At 35.6% G+C, this 20,866-nt stretch carries 15 protein-coding genes and 1 pseudogene; 7 read left to right on the forward strand and 9 right to left on the reverse strand.

What is annotated here, in order from left to right; all coding sequences use genetic code 11:
• The 6 genes from PLJ10_11470 to PLJ10_11495 all read left to right on the forward strand — a co-directional run.
• A partial coding sequence (locus PLJ10_11470; GenBank protein HOK10264.1) for a TolC family protein occupies positions 1-1,695 on the forward strand: 1,695 nt, incomplete at its 5' end.
• A gap of 82 nt (positions 1,696-1,777) precedes the next feature.
• Entirely contained in the window at positions 1,778-3,460 is a 1,683-nt protein-coding gene (locus PLJ10_11475) for an efflux RND transporter periplasmic adaptor subunit (GenBank protein ID HOK10265.1), read from the forward strand.
• 60 nt (positions 3,461-3,520) lie between these two features.
• Positions 3,521-4,183, forward strand: coding sequence for an ABC transporter ATP-binding protein (locus PLJ10_11480; GenBank protein ID HOK10266.1), 663 nt, complete (start codon positions 3,521-3,523; stop codon positions 4,181-4,183).
• Positions 4,184-4,197: 14 nt separating this feature from the next.
• Positions 4,198-5,589, forward strand: a complete 1,392-nt coding sequence (locus tag PLJ10_11485; GenBank protein ID HOK10267.1) for an ABC transporter permease — start codon at positions 4,198-4,200, stop codon at positions 5,587-5,589.
• Between the two features lie 64 nt (positions 5,590-5,653).
• Complete coding sequence (locus PLJ10_11490; protein HOK10268.1) at positions 5,654-6,877, forward strand: GNAT family N-acetyltransferase; 1,224 nt, start codon at positions 5,654-5,656, stop codon at positions 6,875-6,877.
• Between the two features lie 11 nt (positions 6,878-6,888).
• Positions 6,889-8,766: a cache domain-containing protein gene (locus PLJ10_11495; GenBank protein ID HOK10269.1), complete on the forward strand. Its 1,878-nt coding sequence runs from the start codon at positions 6,889-6,891 to the stop codon at positions 8,764-8,766.
• Here the strand turns inward: PLJ10_11495 and PLJ10_11500 are convergent.
• From PLJ10_11500 to cysK, 5 genes and pseudogenes are all read right to left on the reverse strand, one after another.
• Positions 8,763-11,042: an aconitate hydratase gene (locus tag PLJ10_11500; GenBank protein ID HOK10270.1), complete on the reverse strand. Its 2,280-nt coding sequence runs from the start codon at positions 11,040-11,042 to the stop codon at positions 8,763-8,765. The two genes, PLJ10_11495 and PLJ10_11500, sit on opposite strands and share 4 nt — an antisense overlap.
• 65 nt (positions 11,043-11,107) lie before the next feature.
• The gene (gene metW / locus PLJ10_11505; GenBank protein ID HOK10271.1) at positions 11,108-11,797 is read right to left on the reverse strand and encodes a methionine biosynthesis protein MetW; all 690 of its coding nucleotides are present in this window, start codon (positions 11,795-11,797) and stop codon (positions 11,108-11,110) included.
• Positions 11,789-12,907: pseudogene (locus PLJ10_11510) on the reverse strand (homoserine O-acetyltransferase). The gene metW and the pseudogene PLJ10_11510 overlap by 9 nt, the downstream one beginning before the upstream one ends.
• 19 nt (positions 12,908-12,926) lie before the next feature.
• On the reverse strand, positions 12,927-14,222 hold the full coding sequence (locus PLJ10_11515; GenBank protein HOK10272.1) for a homocysteine synthase: 1,296 nt from the start codon (positions 14,220-14,222) through the stop codon (positions 12,927-12,929).
• Positions 14,223-14,258: 36 nt separating this feature from the next.
• Positions 14,259-15,191 (reverse strand): cysteine synthase A, encoded by a 933-nt coding sequence (cysK, locus tag PLJ10_11520; protein HOK10273.1) that lies wholly within the window; start codon positions 15,189-15,191, stop codon positions 14,259-14,261.
• A 447-nt stretch (positions 15,192-15,638) separates the two neighbouring features.
• On the opposite strand from cysK, the gene PLJ10_11525 reads away from it, so the two are divergent.
• Positions 15,639-15,923: an RNA-binding protein gene (locus tag PLJ10_11525; protein ID HOK10274.1), complete on the forward strand. Its 285-nt coding sequence runs from the start codon at positions 15,639-15,641 to the stop codon at positions 15,921-15,923.
• A 79-nt stretch (positions 15,924-16,002) separates the two neighbouring features.
• Here the strand turns inward: PLJ10_11525 and PLJ10_11530 are convergent, their stop codons facing one another.
• The 4 genes from PLJ10_11530 to PLJ10_11545 all read right to left on the reverse strand — a co-directional run bounded on the left by PLJ10_11530 (position 16,003) and on the right by PLJ10_11545 (position 20,774).
• On the reverse strand, positions 16,003-18,183 hold the full coding sequence (locus tag PLJ10_11530; GenBank protein HOK10275.1) for an acylase: 2,181 nt from the start codon (positions 18,181-18,183) through the stop codon (positions 16,003-16,005).
• Positions 18,184-18,269: 86 nt separating this feature from the next.
• Positions 18,270-18,923 (reverse strand): pentapeptide repeat-containing protein, encoded by a 654-nt coding sequence (locus PLJ10_11535; GenBank protein ID HOK10276.1) that lies wholly within the window; start codon positions 18,921-18,923, stop codon positions 18,270-18,272.
• A 135-nt stretch (positions 18,924-19,058) separates the two neighbouring features.
• Entirely contained in the window at positions 19,059-20,168 is a 1,110-nt protein-coding gene (locus tag PLJ10_11540; protein HOK10277.1) for a Gfo/Idh/MocA family oxidoreductase, read from the reverse strand.
• A 24-nt stretch (positions 20,169-20,192) separates the two neighbouring features.
• Positions 20,193-20,774, reverse strand: coding sequence for an rRNA adenine N-6-methyltransferase family protein (locus PLJ10_11545; GenBank protein ID HOK10278.1), 582 nt, complete (start codon positions 20,772-20,774; stop codon positions 20,193-20,195).
• Between the last annotated feature and the right edge of the window lie 92 nt (positions 20,775-20,866).

Here is a 20,866-nt window from a genome sequence, read left to right on the forward strand (position 1 = left end):
AAAAGCGACTTAGTCCCAGGTATGCTTAAAGAATTCAGTATTGAGAGAAATGAGGAATACAATCCATTAAGTAATTTACCAGAGTATATTGAACAAGAAAACGCATTTATGTCAGGTTCAGCAGAAACCCAAAAATATTATATGTTATCCTTAGAAAAGGCACTTGAAATTGCAATGAACTGTAGTAGAGAGTACCTGACAAAAAAAGAAGCATTATATCTTTCAGCATTAAATCTAACCTTGGAGAGGTACCAATATACGCCAATTTTTTCAAGTAAAAGTAAAGCAACAATTACACAACAAACCTATGACAAAAAAGTTCCATCTGAATATACCCGTGCTATGAATGCCATAAAAAATTCAATCCCTAACATACAAAACATTACAGGAACCTCTGCTCAATTGCTTAGACAATATCATCAAATATTGGAACAAGCAGGGGATGTCGCTGGCTGGACACAGCCAGATATTGAAATCGTCGACAGACAATCAGGAAAAGGCTCTATCCAATCGGGTGTATCTATGTTGTTTTTAGGCGGTGGCAGGTTAGCACTTCAACTAACAAATAACTTCTTCCGATTCTTAAGTGGTGTTCCTGATAAAGAAGCAGGAAGCGTATTATCCGCATCATTTACCCAACCTCTTTGGCGGGGAAGGGGGAGAGAAATTTCAATGGAAAAATTAACACAGGCAGAAAGAGATGTCTTATACGATTTAAGGGATTTTACCCGTTATCGTCAAGAGTTTGTGGTTAGAATTTGTAAAGCGTATTATTCTGTTTTAGAACAACGAGATATCGTGAAAAATAATTATCAAAGTTACTTAAATTTCAAAGCAAGTTATGAACGAGAAAATGCTTTTGCTCAGGAAGGTAGAAAAACATTAACAGAAATTGGAAGAATACAGCAGGCATTGTTAAGTGCAGAAGACACATGGATAAACTCATTAAGACGATATAAAGAATCATTAGATGAATTTAAAATATCCATTGGATTGTCAACAGATAGCCTCGTAATGCTCGACCCTAATGAATTAGAAAAATTAAAAGAAGGCGGATTAAAACACCCAAAAATAACAGACGAAGATGCCGTAAAAGTCGCCTTAGTAACAAGGTTAGAAATTTATACACAAAAAGATATAGTTGAAGATACAATAAGAAAAATAAAAGTCGCCGAAAACGCCTTAAAGCCAGGAATTGATTTGTTTTTAGAGGGAAACATTTCAAATCAAGGAAAAACAAATTATGAAGATTTAGATTTCCGTAGAGGAACATATAGCGGAGGATTGAATTTAGATTTGCCATTAAGTCAGAAAGAAAAAAGAAATGCATATCGAACTGCTTTAATTAACTACGAAAGGGCAGTACGAGAATTATCATTGAAAGAAGATGAGGTAAAACTCGATGTGAGAACTGCATGGAGAAATTTAGAACAGGCGAAAAGGAATTATGAAATTGCACAAAAAAGTGTAGAGTTGAGTCAACGTCGTGTAGAAGAACAAAATCTCCTTGCTGAATTGGGTAGAGCAACCGCATTAGATTTAGTAGATGCACAAAATGATTTAACAAGAGCACAAAACAATTTAACTTCCGCAATTATAGCCCACAATATAGCCCGTCTTGAATTTTGGAAAAACATCGGTATTTTGTATATTAAACCAGACGGCAAGTGGGAGGAGATAAAAGATGTTAAATAATAACAGAAGAAAAAGATATTATTGGTTTATTACTTTATTAATAGTTCTCCTTGGTGCCTCATATTTTATTTATAAAGGAATAATGAGTAAACCTCAAGTAACTGCAAACGTCGTTTTCCCTGTCACAAGGGGAAACTTTGATATAACAATTTTAGAAGGAGGAAGTATCGAAGCTAAAGAATCATTACAAATAAAATCAGAAGTCCAAGGAGAAACAAAAATATTAAGCATTGTAGAAGAGGGATATTATGTAACACCTGAGGACGTCCAGGCAGGAAAAATATTGGTTGAATTAGATGCAAAAAAATTGTTAGACCAGCAAACAGAACAAGAACTACGATTTCAAAATGCAAAAGCAAGTTTAGCAAATGCAGAAGAACAATATGAAATACAAAAAAATCAAAACGAAATTGATATTCGCCAAAATGAATTAGCAGTAAAATTCGCACGAATGGAAATAGAAAAATATTTAGGTATCGATACAACAGAAGAAATATTAAAAAAAATAGGTGTTGACGAAGAAAACATCCAAAAATTAATAATTTTAGAAAAAGAGCCTCAGCTGAATATAGATGAAGAAAATAATAAAGGACAGGAAAAAAGAGACGTTAATGGAGAAGGTGAAAACAACATAACGAAACCAGAGAAAGAAGAGAATAGAGAAAATACCGCAACAATGTTAATATCTTCATTGACTTCCGAAGGTATTGATTTTAGAAAATATGCTGATTCTGCACTTTTAGGTGATGGAGTAGCACAACAAACTCTTCAAAAATACACAACAGATGTTATTTTATCGGAAGAAGACCTTAAATTAGCCCAAAAAAAATTGGAAGGAACACGGAGGTTGTTTGAAAAAGCATTTGTAACACAAACAGACCTCGAAACTGATGAACTAACACTCAAAAGAAAAGAGGTAGCCTTAGAACAGGCAAATACCAACAAGTCTCTTTTTATACAATATGAATTTCCAAAACAAGCAGAAAGACTTGTTGCAGAATATATTGAAGCAGTATGGAAATACATTCGAATACAAAAACTCGCAAAGTCACGATTAGCACAGGCTGAAGCAAACCTGAATTCAGCAAAGGCACAATTTGCCCTCGAGTCACGAAAGAAGAGAGAACTTGAAGAACAAATCCAAAAATGTACCATACGAGCCACCAAACCAGGATTGGTTGTTTATGGCGGAGAAGAAGACCGTTTCATGCAAGAACGAATACAAGAAGGTACTTCCGTAAGGGAACGGCAAATTATAATTACAATACCCGACACTTCAGTAATGCAGGTGCGTTCCAAAATCCACGAATCAAACATAAAGAGAGTAAAACAAGGGCAAAAAGTACGAATCCGTGTAGATGCTTTTCCCGACGAATTATTAACAGGAATGGTTGAAAAAGTAGCCGTTTTACCCAATGCACAGAATAGATGGCTAAATCCCGATTTAAAAGTGTACGATACATTTATCATTATTGATGGCACCCATACATGGTTAAAACCCGGGATGACTGCACAAGTAGAAATCCTTGTTGCAGAATTAAAGAATGTATTATATGTCCCATTGCAAAGTGTTTTTAATGTCGACAATCAGCAGGTGTGCTATGTACAAAAGGGGAATGATATAGAAATGAGGATTGTAAAAACAGGGGAATTTAACGAGTCTTTTATTGAAATCAAAGAAGGATTAAAAGAAGGAGAAAAAGTCCTCTTGTATGTACCAGGTCAACCCATTCCTTCTAGTGGAAAAGAAAATCAAGGAATATAAGAAAGGATACCATTGAATAATTGTGTAATAAAATTAGAAAAATTAAAGAAAAATTATAAAATGGGTAGTGTTGAAATTTTTGCTTTAAGAGGAATAAGTACGGAAATATCCGAAGGGGAATTTGTTTGTATTATGGGACCTTCTGGATGTGGAAAGTCAACATTATTGAATGTATTGGGTTGTTTAGACAAGCCTTCAGAAGGAAAGTATTATTTAAATGGTTGTGATATCTCATTGTTGAATGATGATACTTTATCCGATATGCGATGCAATTATCTTGGTTTTGTTTTCCAATCCTATAACCTTATCCCACAATTATCGGTAGTTGAAAACATAGAAATACCCCTTTACTATCAGGGTGTTTCACCTAATGAAAGTAGAAGAAAAGCAATTGAAATGGCATCTCGAGTCGGTTTGGCAGAACGTTTATATCATAAACCAACAGAACTTTCTGGTGGACAACAACAAAGAGTAGGTATTGCTCGTGCTTTAGTAAATAACCCATTGGTTATTCTTGCGGATGAACCCACAGGAAATTTAGATTCAAAATCTGGAAAAGAAATTATGGATATTTTTATAGAACTTCATAACCAGGGAAAAACGATTATCATGGTAACCCATGATGAAAATATAGCCCGATATGGAGAAAGAATAATACGCTTAAAAGACGGTTTAATTGAAAAAGATGAAAAAGTATTATCAAGAATAGGTGCCTCAATATAAAAGAACGACAAAAAATGTTAAATTTCTTATCAATATATCGTTGGATTCGAGTAATCAAGATGGGTTTTAAAAGTCTATGGTTACATAGACTACGTTCATTGTTGACCATGCTGGGGATTGTATTTGGTGTGGCTTCTGTAATTGCAATGTTAGCAGTCGGAGAAGGAGCGAGCCAGGTAGCACAAGAACAGATCCGCCGTTTAGGTAGTAAGAACATTATCGTTCGTAGTGTCAAGCCCTCATTAGAACAAAAAGCAACAGGGCAACGAAGCCGTGCCATTGAATATGGAATAACCTGGGAAGATGCAACGAGAATACGCTCTTCTATCCCTAATGTGGAGGTCTTGGTTCCAAACAGGATTATTCGGGATGTAATTTGGAATACACAATGGAGAGTAGATGGACAAATTGTAGGAACAGTAAGTTGGTATCCCGAGATGAGACAATTAAAAATTATTGAGGGACGGTATTTTACGGAGTTAGAAGTTGCAGGTGTAAAAAATGTATGTGTCCTATCAATAGATACAATAAAGACTTTGTTCCCCAATGGAAATCCAATAGGTAAAAGCGTTCGCATTGGTTCAGATTATTATAAAGTAATTGGAATTATTGAAGATGATGGAGGAAGTGGAACAACCTACCAATCACAAAACTTCTTTGTACAAAATACAGAAACTGAAAATGCAAAAAGGAAGAAAGAAGATGCCACCTTTACCAAGAGAGATATAGAAAGTATCAACAAAAGAAAAGGGTCAACGGCCACACCTCAATATCGAATTTATATCCCTATTACTTCTGCACAAAAAAGATTCGGTGAAACATTAGTCCGAAGAACTACAGGAACATTTGAAGCAGAAAAAGTTGAATTACATGAACTAATTGTAATGGTAAATGAAGAAAATAAAGTAGAAGAAGTCGCAAAAATCGTAGATAATATATTGCAAAAATACCACAAACAAAGAGATTATGAATTGACAATACCATTAGAACTCTTACGACAAGCAGAACGAACCAAACAAATTTTTAATCTCGTCTTAGGAACCATTGCAGGAATCTCATTATTAGTCGGGGGAATAGGGATAATGAATATTATGCTGGCTACTGTTACAGAAAGAACTCGAGAAATAGGTATTCGAAGAGCATTAGGTGCAAGAAAAAGAGACATTATACTCCAATTCCTTGTAGAAACGATTATTATGTCAGGCACTGGTGGACTTATGGGAATTGGGTTGGGTCTATTTATCCCTTATCTCATAACATATTTCGCTTCTATGCCAACTATTATCCGTTTATGGAGCCCGTTAATAGCATTTGGTATTTCAGCAGGCATCGGAATTATCTTCGGAATCTATCCTGCACTCCGTGCCGCAAACATGGACCCTGTGGAAGCACTTCGCCACGAATAACAAAAGTAGCACTTTCAAATTCCATCTTATATAATTAGAAGATATTTAAAGGACAAACGAAAAAATGATGTTACAAGAAAATCTCGAAATAAGAGGTGCAAAAACACAATACGAAATAAATGAAGCCATCCAATTAATGGCAAGTATATCCCGTCAGGATTTCTTTGTCGCTAATGATTGGTTAATAAATATAGGTGCAAAATATCCAAACTTCCTAAACGAACATATCCGTATTGCACTTTATAATGGAAAAGTTATCTCAGCATTAAGAATTACTACAGACATAATCCGTATAGGTGAAGCAAGATTAAAGATAGGCGGAATCGGCTGGGTTTCCACTGATGGGCATTTTAGAAATAAAGGTATTGCAAGCAAAGTAATCCAAAACGCTGTCCAATATATGAAAGTAAATTCATATCATCTCTCTATGCTTTTTGGTATCCCAAACTTTTACCATCGATTTGGATTTGCTACAACATTACCTGAATATTACGTAAGTATCACTACACGCGAAGTATTAAGTATTCAGCCTATACCACATAAAGTCCGAAAAATGAAACCCGGCGATATAAGTTCAATACGAAAAATTCATGACGAAAACGATGAAGACATAGCCTGTTCCTTAATAAGAACACAGGCACATTTCGCTGTTAAATGGAGAGAATGGGAACAGGGAAAGACAGTATTAGATTTAAATGGTAAAATTTTAGGATATTTCTTACCAAGAATCAACCACGACAATATTTTACTGGTACAAGAAATCGGCTCCATTGATGTCGAAGCATCAAAAGCAGTTTTATACGCAATTGGCAAATTAGCAGAAAAGGAAAGGTTAGGCATAATACAAATTGCATCACCACCCTGCCACCCAACGACTCGGCTCTTAATAAATCATTATTCCGTCCACGAAACACACTACAAAAGAAATGAAGGCGGAATGATGGCAATCATAAATGAAGAAGAGACTTTGGAATGTATGATTCCAGAATGGGAAAAACGAATCCAGCAAAAAACATTTATTCATCAAGATGATGAAGTAACATTACTTATCTCAGGCGTCCCATATTGTATCCATTTCCGTAAAGGTTCCATAAGCATTATTAAAAAATCAGGTAAAAATAAAGTATCTATGGATAAAAGTGAATTTGTTCAACTTCTCGCAGGGTATACCTATATTTCGGATATCTTAGAAAGAAAAAGATTTTCCATTTCAACCGATGCAAGAAACTTCCTTTTTACAGTTTTCCCAAAAAGATTTCCCTATGTATGGCAAATGGACCGATTTTGAGGAGGTGCTATATGAAAATAAATCAGAACAGCATTAAATTTAGATTCATTGGAAACCTAATTATTGTTTTCATTCTATTAACAGTAATAATTTCTATTCTCCAAATTATACTAATCAACAATCTTGTAATTAAGGCTTCCAATGAACGAATAAAATTAAATATGAAGTCAGGTTGGTATTACTTTCAAGAAAAACAACGGAAATTAGAAATTATCCTTAATTTTTTACAACATCAACTCTATTTATCACAAGGAAATCCAGAAACAATATTAACAGAAGTACAAAATTTATTATCACAATATGCAGAAAGTTATGATATCGATTATCTTTGGATAATTCCAACAAATACATATATAACAAACAAGTTCATATTGGATGAAATTAAATCCTTCTTCGAAAAAGAGAATTCTGACACCACCTCTGGATATATAAAGAAAAACTTCAAAAAGATTACAGAAATATTGCCCTTTAATTTCCAATCAAAAAGGGAAATCCCTGACGATGAACCCATCTCAATGTATGTATGTAGAAAAATGATATATGAAAACACAAACAAAGAACATAATGAAATAATTTTAATTGCAGGTAATTGGTTGGATGGAGCAAACCATTTTGTAGACCAAATCCAAAATATAGTATTTGAAGACCGTTTCTATAAAGGACGACGTGTCGGAACAGTAACAATATTCAATGGTTCTCGAAGAGTTGCAACCACAGTATTACTACCTAATGGCCAAAGAGCAGTCGGAACACAAGTATCTGAATCCGTGAAACAACAAACATTAATTAAAGGTATTCCTTGGACAGGAAGGGCTAAAGTGTTAAACGATTGGTATCTTACCTCTTATGAGCCCATCCGTGATGTTCATGGAAACATCATAGGCATGTTTTATATGGGGGAATTAGAGGCAGTAACAAAAGATACCCGAACGTTGGTTGTATTTATAACCATAATTATTATTTTGCTTATTATGTCCATTGCTTTAGCTGTAAGATTAAAACAAACAACCCGATTATTAAAACGAATTTACAAATTAAGAAACTCAGCCCATGAGTTTGCAAACGGAAACTACACTATTCGAGTAGAAAACGACCACATCGGCGACGAAATTTCTGAGCTGGTTTCCGTTTTCAATTCTATGTTAGAAACCATCGAAAAAGATAGAGAACAACTCATTAAACAACAAGAACTAATTGAAGAAGCAAACGCAAATTACCTCGATATGTTAGGATTTGTAACCCACGAACTACGAAACAGCTTAGGCTCAGCCCTATTCAACATAGCCTCCTTAAAAGAAGGAGCATTCGGAGAAGTATCCACTGATGCAAAAGAAGGTCTTAACATTGTCGAAGACAGCCTCAAATATCTGAAAGAAATAACAAATAACTACCTACAACTCTCCCGTTTAGAACAGGGCGACTTATATTTTGAAAAAAGAGAAGTAAATCTATTAAATGAAGTTATAAAACCCGTTCTAAACGAACTGTTAAAAATGATAGAAATAAAAAAGTTAAACCTGAAAAACGAAGTCCCAGAAGAATTTACATTACCTGCCGATGTAAACCTAATGAGAGTTGTTTATGAAAATCTATTAGGCAACGCAATTAAATATGTTCAGGAAGAAGGCAATATAAAAATCTCAGCAACCCGAGATGAAGACGGAAAAATTAAGTTGGTTGTCTGGAATGATGGACCCCCTATTGAACCCCAACTACTTACTTCGCTATTCCATCGATTCAGGAGATATGACACCAAAACTCCAGAAGGGAAAAAAGGAGCGGGCTTAGGACTTTTTATTGTCAGACGAATAATAGAATTACATGGCGGACAAATTACCCTTCAATCCACCCCTGAAAACGGCACCTCCTTTATCATAACCCTCCCTTAGTAATTTGTTTGAGTAGAGAATTGTTTTCTTATTATGTTGAGGGCTCCACCAGCTTTATACCATTCAATTTGTGTGGTATTATAGGAATGGTTTGCTAAGATAGTTTCGTTTGTGCCATCTGCGTGGTGAAGGATAATGGTTAGAGGTTTCTGTGGAGTAAAGGTATCAATGCCTAATATGTCTATCTTATCATCTTCACGGATTTTTTCATAATCCTCAGGCTCTGCAAAGGTAAGTGCAAGGATTCCCTGTTTTTTTAGGTTTGTTTCGTGAATACGTGCAAAACTACGAACGAGAATAGCCTTAACTCCTAAGTATCTTGGTTCCATTGCTGCATGTTCGCGTGATGAGCCTTCTCCATAATTTTCGTCACCTATTACAATTGTTCCTATACCGTTTTGCTTGTAAAATCGCTGAACCTCAGACACAGTTCCGTATTCACCTGTTAATTGATTTTTCACACAGTTTGGTTTATTATTGAATGCATTGATGGCACCCATAAAGCAGTTATTTGAGATATTATCAAGATGTCCACGATATTTTAACCACGGTCCTGCGGGTGATATATGGTCTGTGGTACATTTCCCTTTTACTTTTAATAGGACATATAAGCCTATAAGGTCTCCATTATTAGAAGGAAATGGTTCTAATAGTTGCAATCTCTGCGAATTTTTTTGAACATTTACAATTATGTTTTCGGGTTGTTCAGCAGGGGGTACATAACCAGGATTGGAACATATAAAACCATTTTTTGGAAATTCATCACCAACAGGCGGGTCTAACATCACTTCGACACCTTCTTCATTAACTAATGTATCCGTTAGTGGGTTAAAAGTGATATTCCCCGACAAAACTAAAGCGGTTACTATTTCTGGGGAAGCGACAAAGGCATGTGTTTTTGGGTTTCCATCATTCCTTTTAGTAAAGTTCCTATTAAAAGATGTTACAATTGTATTTGGCTCATCATTAGGACCATAGCGATGTCTCTTCCATTGACCAATACAAGGACCACATGCATTGGCAAGAACAACACCGTTTATACTCTCAAAGTCTTTGAGTATGCCGTCTTTTTCAATAGTTTCGCGTATCTGTTCAGACCCTGGTGTAATTATAAATTCTGCCTTTGCTTTTATTTTTTTTGCAATGGCTTGTCGTGCGATAGACGCAGACCTACTTAAATCTTCGTATGAAGAATTTGTGCATGAACCGATGAGTCCCACTTCTACTTTAAGAGGCCAATTATTTGTAGTGGTTTTCTCTTTCATTTGTGAAATAGGTGTGGCTAAATCGGGTGTGAAGGGTCCATTTATATAAGGCTCAAGTGTTGACAAATCTATTTCTATTACAGAATCATAATATGTCTCTGGATTTTGTACCACATCTATATCAGCGCAGAGTTCTTGACTTATTGTTTCACATAATTGTGCCACTTTTTCTCTACCTGTATAGTTCAAGTAATCTTTCATCCGTTTGTCATAAGGAAAGATTGAACAGGTAGCACCTACCTCTGCACCCATATTGCAGATAGTTGCCTTTCCGGTGCATGAAATTGTTTCTGTTCCAGGTCCGAAGTATTCAATAATGTATCCTGTTCCTCCTTTAACAGATAGGATTCCAGCTAATTTTAATATCACATCTTTTGGAGACGTCCAACCTTTTAATTCTCCTGTAAGTTTAACCCCCATAATTTTCGGGAATTTCAATTCCCACGGTAGACCAGCCATTACATCTACTGCATCAGCACCCCCAACGCCAATAGCTATCATTCCCAAACCTCCGGCATTTGGAGTATGTGAATCTGTGCCTATCATCATCCCCCCAGGAAAAGCATAGTTCTCTAAGATAACCTGATGAATAATTCCTGCACCCGGTTTCCAGAAGCCTATGCCATATTTTTGAGCAACGCTATGAAGGAAATTATAGACTTCGTCATTATCTGTTAAAGCTTTTTGCAGGTCGGAAGTTGCCCCTTTCTCTGCCAGAATTAGGTGGTCACAATGGACCGTAGTAGACACAGCCACTTTAGGTCTACCTGCTTGCATAAATTGCAGTAATGCCATTTGTGCGGTAGCATCTTGCATAGCAACACGGTCAGGGTTAAATTCAATATATTCTTTTCCTCTTTTAATGTCGCGAATATCATTTTTGTTGGATACATGACTATACAAGATTTTTTCTGCAAAGGTTAGAGGACGATTTAGTTTATTTCGAATTTCTTTTAATTGAATATGATATTTATTTAATGTATGCGCTATTAAATCAAGGTCAAATAACATAGTAGTTCTCCATTGGTAGGGGAAATATTAAACGAAAAGGAACGAAAGAATTATAAAGGATAAGATTATTCTTTTGCTAATATGTAAACGACTTCTTCCGCAATGAGATTGTTTAAATAACGAACAATCCCCTTAGAATTAAGAGCAATTTCTTTAAGTATCTTTATATTCATATCTTTACATAAAGTACGAAAGTCTTTTAATGTAAAGAAATGTCTATTAGGACTTTCATACCAGGAATAGGGGAGATTGGGAGTAACAGGAGAAACACCTTTGAATAGAATATTAGAACGTACTTTCCAATGCCCAAAATTAGGGAAACTTACAATTCCTTTTTTCCCAATGCGAAGCATTTCTTTTAATACAAGGTCAGGACGTTTTATGACCTGCAATGTCATACTCAATATAACATAGTCAAAACAATTATCAGGCAGTGCAGAAAGTCCCTCATCAATATCTGCCTGAATAACTGGCAAACCGCATGATACCGCACTAATAACATTCTGTTCATTAATTTCAATCCCTAAACCGTCCGTTTTCTTTTCACGGTCAAGCCGACACAATAACGTTCCAGCTCCACAGCCGAGGTCTAATATTCGAGTATTATATTCAACAAGTTTTACAATCAAATCTAAATCAATTCGTGACCCGGAATAGATACTGTTAGGGATAACTTTTTTAGGTTCGACTTTTTCCTGTCTATCATTTGCTAAGCATTTTGGACATGGCCTATCTGGGAAGTAAACATGTTTCAAAAATCCACTAACAAGTTCAGTCATGTGTCTAAAATCAATCAAGAAAGAATCATGTCCGTATGGAGATTGAATATTACAATAACTAACCTTCTTTTTCTGTCGTGCAAGAGAAAACACAATCTCTTGTGATTTTTCAGGAGGATATAGCCAATCTGATGAGAAGGATATAACTAAGGTTTTACCTTGAACTCTACTTAAAGCCTCGTCAAGATTGTTATATCCTCTCGAAATATCGAAATAATCAATGGCTTTTGTAATGTAAAGATAAGAATTTGCGTCAAAACGATTGACAAATTTTTCTCCTTGATAATCTAAATAACTTTCAATAGAAAATTCTTTGTTTACATCATAACGAAATTGATTCCCATTCTGTAGTTTTCTTCCAAATTTTTCTTTCATTGAATCATCAGAAAGATAGGTAATATGAGACAGCATCCTTGCAACTGCTAATCCATTAATAGGACCTGCTGATGGGTAGTATTTGCTATTAAGAAATTGAGGGTCTGAAAGGATTGCATGTCTTCCCACAGCATGAAAGGCTATTTGTTGTGCTTCACTCACAGGAGGTGCAGAAATTATAACAGTGGATTTTACGCTATCAGGATAACGAACGCTCCATTCTAATGCTTGCATTCCACCCATGGAACCACCGATGATACATAGCCATTGAGGGATTTCTAAATACCTCATTAATTCATATTGAGCTTTAACCATATCCCCAATTGTTACAAAAGGAAAACCAGTTCCATAAGGTTGACCTGTATCGGGATTGATAGACATAGGACCAGTAGAACCAGAACATCCACCTAATGTGTTAGAACAAACAACAAAATATTGATTTGTGTCCAGTGCCTTTCCTGGGCCAATCATAGGGTCCCACCATCCAGGCTTTTTATCATCAGGACTATGATAACCAGCAGCATGAGCATCACCAGATAAGGCATGGCATACGAGAATAGCATTGTCTTTTTTTGGAGATAGAACACCATAGGTTTCGTAGGCAATAGTTACAGGTCCCAGTTTTGCTCCACTCTCTAAACTGAGATATTCAGGAGGATATGCAAACGTATAGTACTTTGTTTCGACGATTCCTACACTTCCTGATTCCATAACTTCATTTTACCTAAAATTATTCTTGCGATTTATTCAATGCTTGGTCTAAATCTTCAAGTATATCATCAATATCCTCAATACCAACAGATAAACGAATAAAATCAGGAGTTACTCCTGCCGACTTTTGTTCCTCTGGCGATAACTGTTGATGTGTTGTTGATGCTGGATGAATTACCAATGTTTTCGCATCTAATACATTAGCCAAATGAGATATAAGTTGCAAATTGTCGATAAATTTTTTAGCAGAAGGTATATCCCCTTTAATGCCAAAACCGACAATGGCTCCTTGTCCTTTAGGCATATATTTTTGTGCTTGTGAATAATTAGGATGAGAAGGTAAACCAGGGTAGTTAACCCATTTTACTGCTTTATGTTTTTCTAAAAATTGAGCCACTTTTAGAGCATTTTCGCAATGTCTGGGAACCCTCAAATGAATCGTTTCCAATCCTTGTAATAACAAAAACGCATTAAATGGAGATAAGCATGGTCCCATGTCCCTCAGCAAGGTTACCCGTGCCTTGATTATGTAACTAATATTGCCTAATGGCTTGAATACATCGTTGAATACCATACCATGATAATTGGGGTTAGGTGATGTAAACTCAGGGAATTTCCCATTACCCCAATCGAACGTACCACTATCTACAATAACACCACCTAATGATGTTCCATGTCCACCAATAACTTTTGTGGCACTATGAACGACTATATCAGCCCCGAATTCAATAGGTCTAAATAGAATAGGTGATGTCACAGTATTATCAACAATAAAAGGAATGCCATGGTCATGAGCAATGTTGGCTATGGCTTCAAAATCTACAACATCATTGGCAGGGTTTCCGATAGATTCCACATATAGAAAGCGGGTTTTATCATCAATCTTCTTCTTAAAATTTTCAGGATTACTTGCATCAACAAATCGGGCTTCGATTCCTAATTCAGCAAAAGTATGAGCAAATAAGTTATATGTCCCCCCATAAAGTGTACTGGAAGAAACAAAGTTTTGTCCCGAATGCGTTATGTTTAAGGCAGCCAACGTTATTGCAGAAGAACCAGAGGCTAATGCAAGTGCACCTACACCTCCTTCTAATTCAGCCACTCTTTTTTCAAAAACATCTACTGTAGGGTTCATAATTCGGCTATAAATATTTCCAAACTCTTGCAGAGCAAACAAACGTTCCGCATGCTCACTATCTTTGAACACATAAGAAGTGGTCTGATAAATTGGTACTGCACGTGCCCCTGTTGTGGGGTCTGTAACTTGGCCTGCATGTAATGCTAATGTTCCTTGGCGATATTGATGTTTTGTCATAGTTTTACCCTTCCTTAAATTTATTTGTTGTTAGTTTTATTGTCCGTTGAACAACGATGTTGATAAGTATCGCTCGCCCGAATCAGGGAGAATGACTACGAATGTTTTGTTCTCAAATTCTTCTTTTTTGGCTAATCGAATAGCAACTGCCATAGCTGCACCAGAACTTATACCAGCAATAATACCTTCTTCTTTAGCCAAACGTCTTGCTGTTTCAAATGCCTCCTCATCTGTTACCGTTTCAATTTGGTCTACAAGACTTAAATCTAAAATATCTGGTTTAAAACCAGCACCAATTCCCTGGATTTTATGAGGTCCAGGTGAACCTCCTGATAAAACAGGAGACCCTGCTGGTTCAACACCTACACTTATAATTTTTTTCCCACATACTTCTTTTATATATCTACTTACTCCTGTTATTGTTCCACCTGTGCCTATACCTGCCACAAATACATCGACAGTGCCATCAGTATCATTCCATATTTCAGGACCTGTTGTTCTAAAATGTATTGCTGGATTTGCAGGATTTTTAAATTGCTGTGGCATGAAATAACTCGGACTTTCACTTGCAATTTTTTCAGCTTCTGCGATTGCACCTCGCATTCCTTTATCACCCGGGGTAAGAATAATTTCTGCCCCAAATGCTTTTAGCATTGCTCTACGTTCTAAACTCATTGTTTCTGGCATAGTTAAAATGAGACGGTAACCTCGTGCAGCGGAAACAAAGGCAAGTGCTATACCTGTATTGCCTGAGGTGGGTTCGATAATGGTTCCACCAGGTTTTAATAATCCTTTGTTCTCTGCATCCCATATCATTGCAGAGCCAATACGACATTTCACAGAGTAACCAGGATTTCTTCCTTCTATCTTTGCAAAAATTTTATCCGTTTTTGCCCCTTGCGAAAGTTTGTTTATTTTTATCAGAGGGGTATTACCTATAGATTGACTATTATCTGTAAATATTTTCATTTTATAATCCTCCAATAGTATAAAGTTTAAAGTTATCAAAATTAATTAAAGATAGGAATTGAAGAGGAGAAGTGAACTAACACATAGAAGGGGTACATCGGCAGGAAAAGACAAACAATGCGATTTTTGTAAAATACGAATTAAGCATTTTTAATTTTTTATACCTATGTTAGTCGTATTCATATATGTTTTGTTAGTTTATCATCAGTTTTATTAAAAAAACAAATTTGAATTTAAAAATATTTCAAAAAATTAGAATTTGCAATAAAGATTCATTTGTGGTATAGTATACATCGTCAATTGAATATGTCAAGGGGGTTTATTGGTTAGGGATGTACTAAAACCTTTCACAACACCTTTCCCCATAATGGAAGAGTGTCTTGGGTTTGGAAGTACAGGCTGATAAACTTCTGAGACACAAAAGTGTATGTTTTAGGAGATGCACAAGTGAATATTTTTGTAGGAAATCTGCCGTATTCGTCAACCGAACAGCAATTAGAAGAATTGTTCGGAAGATACGGCAAAGTGGACTCTGCGCGAATCATTTCAGACCGTAATACGCGTAGGTCTCGTGGCTTTGCGTTCGTAGAAATGCCGAATGATGATGAGGCAAAATCAGCAATCGAAGCACTTAATGGCACGAGTGTTGGTGGCAGAGAAATTAAAGTTAATGAAGCCAGACCTAAGGAGGAGTTTGCACCGCGCAGAAACCGTAATCGTTATAGACAATAACTTGTAAAAGTTTATATAGAACGATTATTAAAATATGCTCACTTCCAATCGGAAGTGAGCATATCAATTTATAAGCAACCTAATTATTACCTTCCTTTCCAGGTTTATATGCTTTAGCAACATATTCCTTTAATTCTTCAAACTCCCAATGAACCGTTCTCATTTTTCGTTCTGCGAAAAGATATGCTTGGTCTGCATAGTGTGGTGAATTTTCATCTTGGGTGGCACTACCAAATTGATGTAAAGCCTGAGAATGAACTTTACCATCTTTATCCCATATAACTAAAAGAATATAAGAGTCTCCAGCACGTCCTTCTAAATACTTACCTGTCCACTCTCCATAGACACAATAAAGCAGGTCAGGACCACCTCCTAAACCAATGTTGACTTTTCCATGTATGAGTCGATTAATTTCTTTCCAAGGGACATCTACTTTCCCATATATTGAATAGAGCAATTTAATTTTTTCTCTAAATGTTTTGAATAAATCTGGAACAGGACGATTGAGTATCTCTGCACGAACCACAGGTTCTAATGTTAATATTGCAATACCAGCAGATAAATTATCAGGGTCTGCTTTCAGGTCCCAATTTTTTAAGAGTTCTATCGCCTGCTTTTCAATATCGGTTTCAGGATTAAATTCATTAAACAATTTTTCAATGTATTTTTTGGCTAATGAATTTTTGGAATAGGTCCAGTCAAATTTATACTCGTAAAATTCCTCTTTTGTTATCGAATCGTCACTACCAAGAAGCTCTAATAATCGTAATGCACGGTTAGTCATATGTTCTGGAGGCTCAATTCCAAATGTTAAAGAATAGTTGGCAGGATTAGGATTATCATTACCAATAGTAGTTTGAAATGGGGTAGAATTGCAATTTTGAATAAAACCTGATTGAGGATTTTTAACTTGAGGTAGTTTTTCAAAGGGTAAGTATTCAGTCCATAACGTTTCGGAAGTATCACCAGGGAGATACCCTTTCCAATTATATTTCTCCGAGCGGATAGGTAAAAGGGCATTATATATATACCAGATATTTCCTTGATAATCCGCATAACCAATATTAAATGAAGGTATCCCACGGATTTTCAATGCTTCCTCAAACTCGTTTATGTTTGTAGCTTTATTCATGCGATACCATTGCTCAACTTGTTTAATGTTTTTATATCCTGCATAACGGAGGGCATATACCCCATGAGCTCGGCGGATTGCAGGTCCATAGTCACAGAAAAGTATTTCCCTCGGAATTTTTATAATATATTTATCAAAAATTTTTACAGGAAAATAAACAACCTTTCTTTCAAAATTTTTCCATTGTCCATCCATACGATATTGACATGGATTCTCAGGATTAATTGTTAATTCGTAAACATCTACAAGGTCTGGCATATTAACTGTATGAGCCCAACCTAAATACTGATTATGTCCATGGAGAATTATTGGTGCTCCTGGAAAAACTCCCCCTGTGATGTTCCATCCCTCTTCACTTTTTAGTCGTGCCTCATACCATGCCACAGGACCTGTCCATGGTTGGTGAGAATTTACATCTAAAAAAGTAGAACCATCGGCTGTTCGTTTGGGACTCACTGCAAATGTATTAGAACCCAAGGGAAGGTCTTCGAAAATTTCTTTTAGTATTGTCGATTCATCATTTTTAGCTAACATTTTAGGTCGTTGTATTTCAGGTTTTTTACGTGATTTAAAAAGGGGCTCAATATAGCGATTCAGCCCAAAAAAGAGAGGTGCCTTTAATACAAAACCAGCCACAATATCTTTCCCTGTTGCTGGAAAAATATCCCAACATATAACTTTGTCAGGATGTAAACCTGCATAATGGTTAACCCCTTCCGCATACGCCTCACAAATGGCTCTTATTTCATCAGATAAGTCTGTTTCATATTGGCTATTTACGATATCCCATACGTTTAAAAATTCTAACATGTAATCAAAAATAAATCCATTGAATCCATTAACTAAACCGCTTTTACCACGAATCAAAATTTGACCATCTTGTACCGTTTTGAAGTCATCCTCACATTGAGCGTATGCCAGACCATAGGCAACATCAGTATCTTTTTTCCCGTAGATGTGTGGTACACCCCATTCATCACGATATATGGTTACATCATATTTCCCTTCTGGGGGTATTAGCTGTTCGATAGGTAATGGAGACGTTTTTTCAATTTTCTCACAACCTATCGATAAAATGAGTGAAAATAAAATAAGCACAAATAATGAAAGATAAAAATGTTTAGTCATAAATATCCCTTTTATTAAAGTTATTGTGATGCATTTAGTATGACAGAAGAAGCCAGAAATTAGTTTCAGAAGAGAATAAGAATAAATTATTTAAGGGGGAGGAAAGGAAACAAAAGAGATAGTCTTTGACGTGTTGATAAAATGGCTCCATCGAAATTAGCATTTGTAATGATGGCTCCTTCAAGATGAGCGTCTTTTAAAAAGGCATTGGATAAATTTGCTCCAGACAAATTTGATTCCCTTAAATCTGCCTGAGATAAATTTGCCATGAAAAAATCAGCTTCTCCTAAATATGCCTTTCTGAAATTACACCTGGTTAAATCGCAGTTTCTAAATTTAGCCCGATAAAGATGACTTTCTGAAAAATCAAATTGGTGCATGATTTTGTTAGAAAAATCTATTTCGTTGAGTATTGCACATGAAAAGTTACTTCCGTCTAATAAAGAGTCAACTATCTTTACGTAGGTTAAATCTGCATGACTAAAATTTATATCTCTCAAATCACACTTAATAAACGATACGGAATGAAGATAGGCTTTCCGAAAATTTGCCCTACGTAAATCAACTTCACTAAACACACAATGTCTTAAATCACACATTCTGAAATTGATACCCACCAGATTCCTCTTTGAAAAATTTAATCCACTTAAATCAGGGGAAATTGCTGGGTCACTATCTCTCCATTGGTTCCAGATTTCAATTCCAGATTCAAGTATTTTTACATGCTCTTTATATGCCATAAGATAACAACGTTAATTAGTATTAACTAAACCTTTAATATACATATTAATTATATTTATTCGTCAAAAAGATTATATATTAAACGTAGAATTGAAAATCAAAATGGAACACCAAATAAAGATAATAATGATAAATTATGTTTTGCCGTCGGGAAGGATTGAAGCGGTAGTTATACGATTAAATACATTGAGACAAGGACACGTTGTTTCTATTTGAAGGTGTTCCCCTGTAGTTACGGATTCCTGAATTTTTTCCATAATATCAACAACATGTCTGGCTAATTCACCATTCGCTAAAAATTGCCTCTTCTCTTGTATTGCAGTTGCCATATCACTTATGCCGATACCTCGCATATTAGTGAAAATGTCATAACATGTAGGTACTTCCTTCCACTCTTTCATATATTGATTATAATAGTAAGTAGTCCCAAAGAATTGGTTAGGGTCAGGTAAGGAGAGAGAGCCTTTTTCACCGTAAATTTCAACATAAGGCAAACGATGAGCCCATGTATCAAAACTAACAATAAGTGTACATATAATATTATTTTCAAAACAAAGTGTTGCATGAATATGGGTTGGTATTTCTACTATTACCTTTTCACCAAATTTTGGCATACTTGTAGTAAGTCGTGTATCAAAAGATTTTTTTCCAACAGCAAATACAGATTTTACAGGTCCAAGAAGATAAATGAGAACTGTGAGATAGTAAGGACCCATATCAAACAAAGGACCGCCTCCTTTTTGATAGTAAAATTCAGGAGAGGGATGCCATGATTCATGACCATGGCAAAGCATAAAAGCAGTGGCTGAAAGAGGTTTACCAATCCAGCCATCATTGATTAGTTTCTTTGCTGTTTGCCAGCTTGCACCTAAAAAAGTGTCTGGAGCACATCCGACGAATAACGAGTTTTTGTTAGCAATTTCTAATAGAGTGGTTGCGTGTTCATTTGTTAGGGCAAGAGGTTTCTCGCTATACACATGTTTTCCATGTTCTAATGCCTTTAATGAAACCTCAAAGTGAGATGACGGAATTGTTAAATTAATGATTAAATCAATGTTGTCAGAATCAAAAACGTCATTTGTGTCATATACATTTAGATTGTATTGTTGTGCTTTCTCTTCGGCTTTTTCTCTAAGGATGTCCGAACATCCCATTAATTTTAAATTTGTAAAACGTAGTATATTCTTTATATAAACATCAGAAATATTGCCACAACCGACAATAGCACAATGGATAGGTTTCATTTTTAGTCCCTGAAATGAAATGGTTTATTTTTCACAGATATAAACATGACAGGGAGGAAAGTTTTTTAAGATGATAGGTGAACGACTGCATTTATTGTTAAATTTTTTAGGTAGTTTACCTTTAAAAAACTTTTTACCAGAAGGAACCCAGGGACTAAAGAAATAAGCAAATGTTAAAAATGTCCCTTTTTCACGTAGACACACATAGGTCGCATTAAGTAATTTATTCTGGAGTTCATCTTCAAATCGTGTCCAGGGTAGGCCAGAAATGATAACGTCACAATAGTTATATCCTGCCTCATTTAAATATTTCATTGTATTCTCAGCAGAATCCTGAACGACATGTACCTCGGGACATCGTTCCTTTGTCGCTTTCGCAAAAACTGGATTAATCTCCATCGCAAGGAAATAAGCAGATGGATTTTTCTTCTTTTGAATATATTCGGTAAAGACCCCTGTTCCAGGTCCAAACTCTACAATTACTTTTGCATCTTGTAAATTTGCCAGATCAGTAATACAATCTGCCAATGCAGGACTACTTGGAGCAATTGCACCTGTTGTTTTGTTCGCTCTAAAAATTTCACCCATAAAAGTCCAGAACGACATTTTTTACCTCCTCATGAAATAAATTTTTATTATTGATACTTTATTATAATAGTTGACATGTCATTTATGGTAATGGATGGAATAAAAATAAA

It is taken from the genome of Candidatus Hydrogenedens sp. (assembly GCA_035361075.1).
Lineage (GTDB): Bacteria > Hydrogenedentota > Hydrogenedentia > Hydrogenedentales > Hydrogenedentaceae > Hydrogenedens.